Annotated in this window: 9 protein-coding genes; 6 read left to right on the forward strand and 3 right to left on the reverse strand. The window is 67.3% G+C overall.

Annotation, left to right across the window (positions count from 1 at the left end; all coding sequences use genetic code 11):
* Positions 1 to 91 precede the first annotated feature (91 nt).
* Together ON37_RS00005 and ON37_RS00010 are read left to right on the forward strand one after the other, a co-directional pair.
* On the forward strand, positions 92 to 619 hold the full coding sequence (locus ON37_RS00005) for a peptidylprolyl isomerase (RefSeq protein ID WP_040715119.1): 528 nt from the start codon (positions 92 to 94) through the stop codon (positions 617 to 619).
* Between the two features lie 16 nt (positions 620 to 635).
* On the forward strand, positions 636 to 1508 hold the full coding sequence (locus ON37_RS00010) for a rhomboid family intramembrane serine protease (protein WP_040715121.1): 873 nt from the start codon (positions 636 to 638) through the stop codon (positions 1506 to 1508).
* A 21-nt stretch (positions 1509 to 1529) separates the two neighbouring features.
* Here ON37_RS00010 and ON37_RS00015 read toward each other — a convergent pair whose 3' ends face one another.
* The gene (locus tag ON37_RS00015) at positions 1530 to 1940 is read right to left on the reverse strand and encodes a PH domain-containing protein (protein ID WP_245552875.1); all 411 of its coding nucleotides are present in this window, start codon (positions 1938 to 1940) and stop codon (positions 1530 to 1532) included.
* Between the two features lie 190 nt (positions 1941 to 2130).
* On the reverse strand, positions 2131 to 2394 hold the full coding sequence (gene crgA / locus ON37_RS00020) for a cell division protein CrgA (protein WP_040715123.1): 264 nt from the start codon (positions 2392 to 2394) through the stop codon (positions 2131 to 2133).
* A gap of 82 nt (positions 2395 to 2476) precedes the next feature.
* Between crgA and ON37_RS00025 the strand changes: the two genes are divergently transcribed.
* From ON37_RS00025 to ON37_RS00035, 3 genes are all read left to right on the forward strand, one after another.
* Positions 2477 to 3115, forward strand: coding sequence for an aminodeoxychorismate/anthranilate synthase component II (locus tag ON37_RS00025; RefSeq protein ID WP_040715125.1), 639 nt, complete (start codon positions 2477 to 2479; stop codon positions 3113 to 3115).
* An 81-nt stretch (positions 3116 to 3196) separates the two neighbouring features.
* Positions 3197 to 3874, forward strand: coding sequence for a RibD family protein (locus tag ON37_RS00030; protein WP_040715132.1), 678 nt, complete (start codon positions 3197 to 3199; stop codon positions 3872 to 3874).
* 84 nt (positions 3875 to 3958) lie between these two features.
* On the forward strand, positions 3959 to 4465 hold the full coding sequence (locus ON37_RS00035; protein ID WP_245552873.1) for a dCMP deaminase: 507 nt from the start codon (positions 3959 to 3961) through the stop codon (positions 4463 to 4465).
* Between the two features lie 12 nt (positions 4466 to 4477).
* Here the strand turns inward: ON37_RS00035 and pknB are convergent, their stop codons facing one another.
* On the reverse strand, positions 4478 to 6379 hold the full coding sequence (gene pknB, locus ON37_RS00040) for a Stk1 family PASTA domain-containing Ser/Thr kinase (RefSeq protein ID WP_040715127.1): 1902 nt from the start codon (positions 6377 to 6379) through the stop codon (positions 4478 to 4480).
* 123 nt (positions 6380 to 6502) lie between these two features.
* Here pknB and ON37_RS32625 point away from each other — a divergent pair, with 123 nt between their 5' ends.
* Positions 6503 to 6817, forward strand: coding sequence for a hypothetical protein (locus tag ON37_RS32625; protein ID WP_157171306.1), 315 nt, complete (start codon positions 6503 to 6505; stop codon positions 6815 to 6817).
* Positions 6818 to 6997 lie beyond the last annotated feature (180 nt).

The raw sequence follows: 6997 nt of genomic DNA on the forward strand, positions 1-6997 counted from the left end.
GGCACCCGCGGCTCGCTCCGCCGACGGCGCGGCGCACGCCGGGTAGGCGCGCTCTGCGGTTCCCGTCGGCCGTCGTGGCACGATATTCGGCGTGACCTCACCGAATCAGACCGCCGTGGCAGTACTGCACACCAACCTCGGCGACATCAAGATCTCGCTTTTCGGTAACCACGCCCCGAAGACGGTGCGTAACTTCATCGGCCTGGCCGACGGCAGCGCACCGTACAAGACGAAGAACGCCAGTGGCGGCACGTCCGGACCGTTCTACGACGGCAGCGTGTTCCACCGCGTGATCGATGGCTTCATGATTCAGGGCGGCGACCCGACCGGCACCGGTCGCGGCGGACCGGGCTACGAATTCGCCGACGAGTTCCACCCCGAACTGCGCTTCGATCGCGGCTATCTGCTCGCGATGGCCAATGCCGGGCCGGGCACCAACGGGTCGCAGTTCTTCATCACGGTCGGTCCGCAGCCGCACCTGAACCGCCGCCACACCATCTTCGGCGAAGTGGTGGACGCGGATTCGCGCAAGGTGGTCGACGCCATCGCCACCACCGCGACCGACCGCAACGATCGTCCCAAGGAGCCGGTCGTCATTTCGAGTATCACCCTGAGCTGACCCACATCGGAGTTTCGTGAATCCGCACCCGCCCGCACCGACCTGCTACCGCCACCCCGATCGCACCACCGGATTGGCATGTACACGGTGCGGGCGGCCGGCCTGTCCACAATGTCTGCAACCCGCCGCGGTCGGCCAGCACTGCGTGGACTGTGTTGCTCAGGGGCGCAACGAGGTTCGCGCGGTACGTCCGGCGGTCGGGTCCCAGCCGGCGACCGGCGCCCGGACGACGCCGTACGTCACCTACGCGCTGATCGCGATCAACGTCGCCGTGTTCGCGGTGACGGCGAGTCAGGCGCACAGCGTCGCGGACAATCACCTCTCGCGGCTGTTCTACGACTGGGTGCTCGCACCGCACCTGGTTGCGCGGGGGCAGTGGATCCGGGTGGTCGGTTCCGGGTTCTTGCATTACGGACCGCTGCATCTGGTGGTCAACATGTTCGCCCTCTACATCCTCGGCCGCGATACCGAATTGGTGCTGGGGCGGGCCCGATTCCTGGCGATCTATCTGGTCTCGTTGCTGGGTGGGTCCGCCGCGGTGATGTGGCTGGCGACCGATGCCGCGACGGCCGGTGCCTCCGGGGCGATCTACGGACTGTTCGGTGCGATGACCGTGATCCTGTTGCGGCTGCGGCAGAGTCCGGTGCAGATGTTGGTGCTGATCGCGATCAACATCGTCATCAGCGTCTCGCTACCCGGAATTTCGTTGTGGGGTCATTTGGGCGGGCTGCTGGCCGGCACGCTCGCGACCGCCGGAATTCTGTTCCTGCCCGAATGGTTGCGGGCTCGGACCCGGGATTCGGTCATCCGGATCGGCTGGGGCGCGGTCGGTGCGATCGCCGCGGTATCGATCGCGCTCATCGCGGCCGCGGCAGCGGTTCTCGCCTGATCTGCTCGGCTTCGCGCCGGTTCAGCGGATACGGGGGTCGCTCGGAACCAGGCCGTGCACGGTCATCACATCGAGCACGTCCTGTGGATGAGTGCCGAGGTCCCAGCGTCCGAAGATCAGCAACCGCTCCTCGCCCTTGTGGTCCACATCGAGCTCCAGGTTGGGAATGCTGCGTCCGAGCCGGCGGAATCCGACGACGCGGGCCCGCAGAATCCGCTCGGGACCGTATTCGGCCGGGCCGAGCAGTCCGCGGACCACGAGGTGCGCGGGGTTGCCCGGGACGACCGTGAGCCGCGGTCGCTGTCGGAAGCCCAGTCCGGCCAGGCACAACAGCAGCGCGGCCGCCAAGCCGATCAGCAGCCGGCTCGGCGCGTCGGAGGCGAAGGCCGCGGCGACGGCCAGTGCCACTCCGCCCAGTGTGACCACGACCAGGGCCGGAGCAGGTGTGGACCATTCGAGTCGCGGTGCCGGATCGCCCCCCTCGTCATGCGGATCGGGTCGTCCGGACCCGGGGTGCTCGGGACGATCGGGCTCGGGTGTGCTCACGGTCCCCAATTGCTCCTCGAGTTGTCCACAAACTCATCCACAGGTGTGAATGAATAACACGCGTGTAATCAGCCGCTCAACGCCACCTCATGGTCATGATCAGGCCGATCACCATCAGCCCGAAGCCGATCAGGAAGTTCCACGCGTTCAGGTCGCTCATCCACTGGATGTGGTCGGCGCCCAGGTAGTAGACGAGCAGCCAGACCAGACCGGCCAACATGAACCCGAGCATGATGGTCACGTACCAGACCGGCGACGGGCCGCCCTTGACCTTCACCGGGGTGCGGCTGGTCGGGTTGATCGTGTAATCGGTCTTCTTGCGGACCTTCGACTTGGGCATGACGTCCTCGTATTCGGCGTGCAGGTCTGCCTAAAGGCTATCTCAGCTGCGTATCGATGGTCCTGCCACGTACTCTCGAACCATGCGTGTTCTGGTCGTCGACAATTACGACAGCTTCGTCTTCAACCTGGTGCAGTACCTGGGCCAGCTGGGCGCCGAGGCGACCGTGTGGCGTAACGACGACCCTCGGCTGACCGACCCCGACGGCCTGGTCGGTGAATACGACGGCCTGTTGATCAGCCCGGGGCCCGGTACGCCGGACCGGGCGGGTGCCAGTATCGACCTGGTCCGGGCCTGCGCCCGGCACCGGACCCCGCTGCTCGGGGTCTGCCTGGGACACCAGGCCATCGGCGAGGCCTTCGGCGCGACCGTCACCCGGGCACCCGAACTACTGCACGGCAAGACGAGTTCCGTTTTCCACGTCGGTGCGGGCGTACTGGCCGGTCTGCCCGATCCGTTCACCGCCACCCGCTACCACTCGCTGACCGTGCTCGAGGAGACCCTGCCCGCGGAGATCGAGGTGCTGGGGCGGACCGAGAGCGGCATCGTGATGGCGATGCGGCACCGCGAACTGCCCATCCACGGTGTGCAGTTCCATCCCGAATCGGTGCTGACCCAGGGTGGGCATCGGATGCTCGCCAACTGGCTCGAGGTATGCGGTGAACGCCCGGCTGAGGCCCTGGTGGCGAGTCTCGAGGCAGAAGTCGCCGCGCTGGTCTGACCTTTCGGACCGGAAAGTCCACCGGCACAAGGAGATTGCCATGCAGACGGCCAGGGTTCGCCGCCGGCTCCGGTGGCGCTGATGGCGCGGCCCTATGTGGTGCTGTCGGTGGCCACCAGTATCGACGGATATATCGACGATGCCGGGCCGGAACGGCTGCTGTTGTCCAATGCCGAGGACTTCGATCGGGTCGACGCCGTGCGCGCCGAATCCGATGCCATCCTGATCGGTGCCGAAACATTGCGACGCGACGACCCCCGGCTCTTGGTCGGTAGCGCCGAGCGAAGAGCGGCGCGGCGCGCGGTCGGTAAGCCGGAACATCCGCTGCGCGTGATCGTCAGTGCGAGTGGCGATCTCGATCCGGGCCTACGGTTGTGGCTTCACGGCGGCGACCGGCTGGTCTACACCACCACGGCCGGACGGGCGCGAATCGGCACGCGATTGGCCGGCCGCGGCGACGTGGTCGCCCTCGGTGACACGATCGATTTCGGCGCCCTGCTCGACGACCTCGGCGAGCGTGGGGTCCACCGCCTGATGGTGGAGGGCGGCGGCCGCATCCATACCGCGTTCCTGTCCGCGGGGTTGGCCGATGAACTGCTGCTCGCGATCGCCCCGGTGCTGGTCGGAGACAGTTCGGCGCCGAAATTTCTGCATCCGGCCGAGTATCCGGGTGGATCGCGGCGCAGAATGGCCTTGGTGGATATCACCCGCCTCGGCGATATCGCGGTGCTGCGCTATCGGACGTCGGCCGCCGGGTAGCGGCGACCGGTTGTGCCGCTCCGGTCGACGCGCCGCGGCCGAGCGGATACCGACAACGGAACCTGCGACGATGGGAAGTCCACGGTGACAACGGAATTCGATGCCTGGCAATCCGCCGAGTCGGCCGCTCGTATCCCGGGCCGCCCGGGCGCGCACCGCTTCTGGATGCACCATGCGATCGGTTTGGCCCGGCTGTGTCCGCCCAGTACCACCGCATTCTCGGTCGGCGCGGTCGTCGTCGGTCCCGACGGGGTGGAACTGGCACACGGCTACTCCCGCGAAACCGACGAAAAGGTGCATGCCGAGGAGTCGGCGCTGAACAAACTCGGCCCGGATCCCCGGCTGGCGCAGGCCACCATCTACAGCACGCTCGAGCCCTGTTCGACTCGAGCTTCGATCGGCCGAGCGCCGTGCACCGACCGCATTCTGGCGGCCGGCATTCCCCGGGTGGTCATCGCCTGGCGTGAACCCCGCACCTTCGTCGAGAACTGTGTCGGTGTGGAGAGTCTGCGCGAACACGGCGTCGAGGTGATCGAACTACCGGATCTGGCCGCCGAGGCCATGTCCATGAACCGTCACCTCGCGCTGTGAGCGGCGGACCGATCAGGGCGGTCCCAGCACCCCGGTGATGATCGTGATGGTCCCGTTGCGGGACACCGACGAACCGGCCCGGGGTTGCTGATCGATGACCCGGCCGACATTGCTCGCATCGAAGGTGCCCTGCGTGCTCTGACTGATCTGCCCCACGCCGCCGGTCCAACCGGCCGAGCGCAGTTTGTCCACCGCCTGCGACGGGGTGAGCCCGGTCAGCGACGGCATGGTGATCTGATCACTCGCCACCTGCACGGTGATGGTCGAGCCCTTGTCGGCCATGGAGCCACCGGCCGGGTCGGTGGACAGCACCTCACCGGCGGGCCGGGACGAGCTCACCTTCTGGATCACGACCTTGAATCCGGCGCTGTCGGCCAGATTCGGCTCGGCCACGTCGATGGACTGGCCCACCACATCGGGAACGCGGACCTGATCCGGGCCCTTGCCGAGGGTGATCGTCACCTTCGACCCCGCATCGATCTTCGTTCCGGCGGCGGGGGATTCGGCGATCACCTTGTCCTTGTCCTCCGGACTGGACGCCGCGCGCTGGATCTGCGGATCCAGGATCAAGCCGACCGCGTTGAGATTCTGTTCGGCCTGCTGCTGGCTCAACTTCGCCAGCGACGGCACCGGCACCTGCTGCGGTCCGGTCGATACCTGCAGGGTGACCGTGGAGCCCTTGTCGACGCGGGCGCCGCCGAGCGGCTGGGTCGCCACCACATTGCCACTGGCGACCTTGCCGTCCGGCTTCTGCTGGATGGCGACGTTGAAGCCGAGCTTCTGCAGATCGTCCTGCGCCTGCTGCGCCGGTTTGTTCGCCAGATCCGGAATCGCGACCTGATCGGGTCTGCTGCCCGGGCCGATCAGCACCCAGAACAGGGCGATCGCCACCGCGACCAACGCGGCGACACCGATACCGAGCCACAGCCGGCGTCGCGAAGCGTCCGATTCCGGTTCCGGCTCGTCGTCACCGTCGTTGCGTTCGACCGTGCGATAGCTGCGCGGTTCGGGATCCATGCTGCCGAGCATGGTGGTGCGGTCTTCCTCGGTCATCACCATCGGCGCGTGCGGCTTCTGACCGCCCAGCACCCGGATCAGATCGGCGCGCATCTCGGCCGCGGACTGATAGCGGTTGGCCGGATTCTTGGCCATCGCCTTGAGGATCACGGAATCGAGTTCGCGCGGAACACTCGGGTGCACCAGTGACGGCAGCTTGGGATCCTCGCGCACATGCTGGTAGGCGACGGCCACCGGTGAGTCACCGGTGAAAGGCGGTTGCCCGGTGAGGATTTCGTACAGTACACAGCCGACCGAGTACACGTCGGAGCGAGCGTCCACCTGTTCGCCGCGCGCCTGTTCCGGTGACAGATACTGCGCGGTGCCGATCACGGCCGCGGTCTGGGTCATCGGATTGGAGCTGTCGGCGATGGCGCGCGCGATGCCGAAGTCCATCACCTTCACCGCACCCTGGCGGTTGATCATGATGTTGGCCGGCTTCATATCGCGATGCACGATGCCGTTCTTGTGGCTGAAATCCAGTGCGGCGCAGACATCGGCGATGATCTCCATCGCGCGTCGCGGCGGCAGCGGACCCTTGCCACGCACGATATCGCGCAGCGTTTCGCCGTCGACGTACTCCATCACGATGTACGGCAGCGGGCCGCCGTCGACCTCGGCCTCGCCCGTGTCGTACACCGCGACGATGGCCGGATGGTTCAGCGCCGCCGCATTTTGCGCCTCGCGCTTGAACCGCAGATAGAACGTGGGGTCGCGGGCGAGGTCGGCGCGCAGCACCTTGATCGCGACATCTCGACCCAACCGCAGGTCACGAGCCTTGTGGACCTCCGACATACCTCCGAATCCGATGATCTCGCCCAGCTCGTAGCGAGAAGACAGATTCTTCGGGGTCGTCATGGCAGTCCTTGTGAGGAGGTGGCTGGAGTCCGGCTGGTGTTGTCTCTGTTGCTGTAGTCGTAGTCGTACGCACCGCCGACCCCCGGTAATGGTAGGTCGAGCGACGGGTAGGACGGGCGCGTTGTGGGGCGTGTGGTGCGGGTCGGTCGCTCCCGGGTGGTCGTGGTCGCCGGCGGCGGGGTCGTCGTGGTGGGCGGCGGCGTGGTGGTCGTGGTCGGCTCGGGAGTCGTGGTGATCACCGGGGGCGGCGCCGGCTCGGTGGTCGTCGTCGGCTCCTCGGTCGTGGTCCAGGTGGTCGTCGGGGGCGGCGCGACCACCGATGTGCTCGATTTCACCGGTGAGACCGTCGAATCGGGCGCCTTCCCGCTCAACAGCACCCAGGCGGCGAGGCCGCCGATCAGGACCGCGCCGACACCCAGCCCGGCCATCGCCTTCTGACCGCTGCTGAAGCGAGACTTGTCCGAGCCCGCCGGGGTAGCGGCGTCGGGACCCGGCATCATCGCCGTGGAACCGGCCGCGGCGGCGCGGGTGGGTTCGGCGGCCTGGTACCGGACGGTCGCGCCGTCGTATTCACCGCGCGGGATGACCGCGGTCGGGCCCGGCGGGGGCAGGATGCGG

This window comes from Nocardia veterana NBRC 100344 (genome assembly GCF_000308855.1).
Classification (GTDB): Bacteria; Actinomycetota; Actinomycetes; order Mycobacteriales; family Mycobacteriaceae; genus Nocardia; species Nocardia veterana.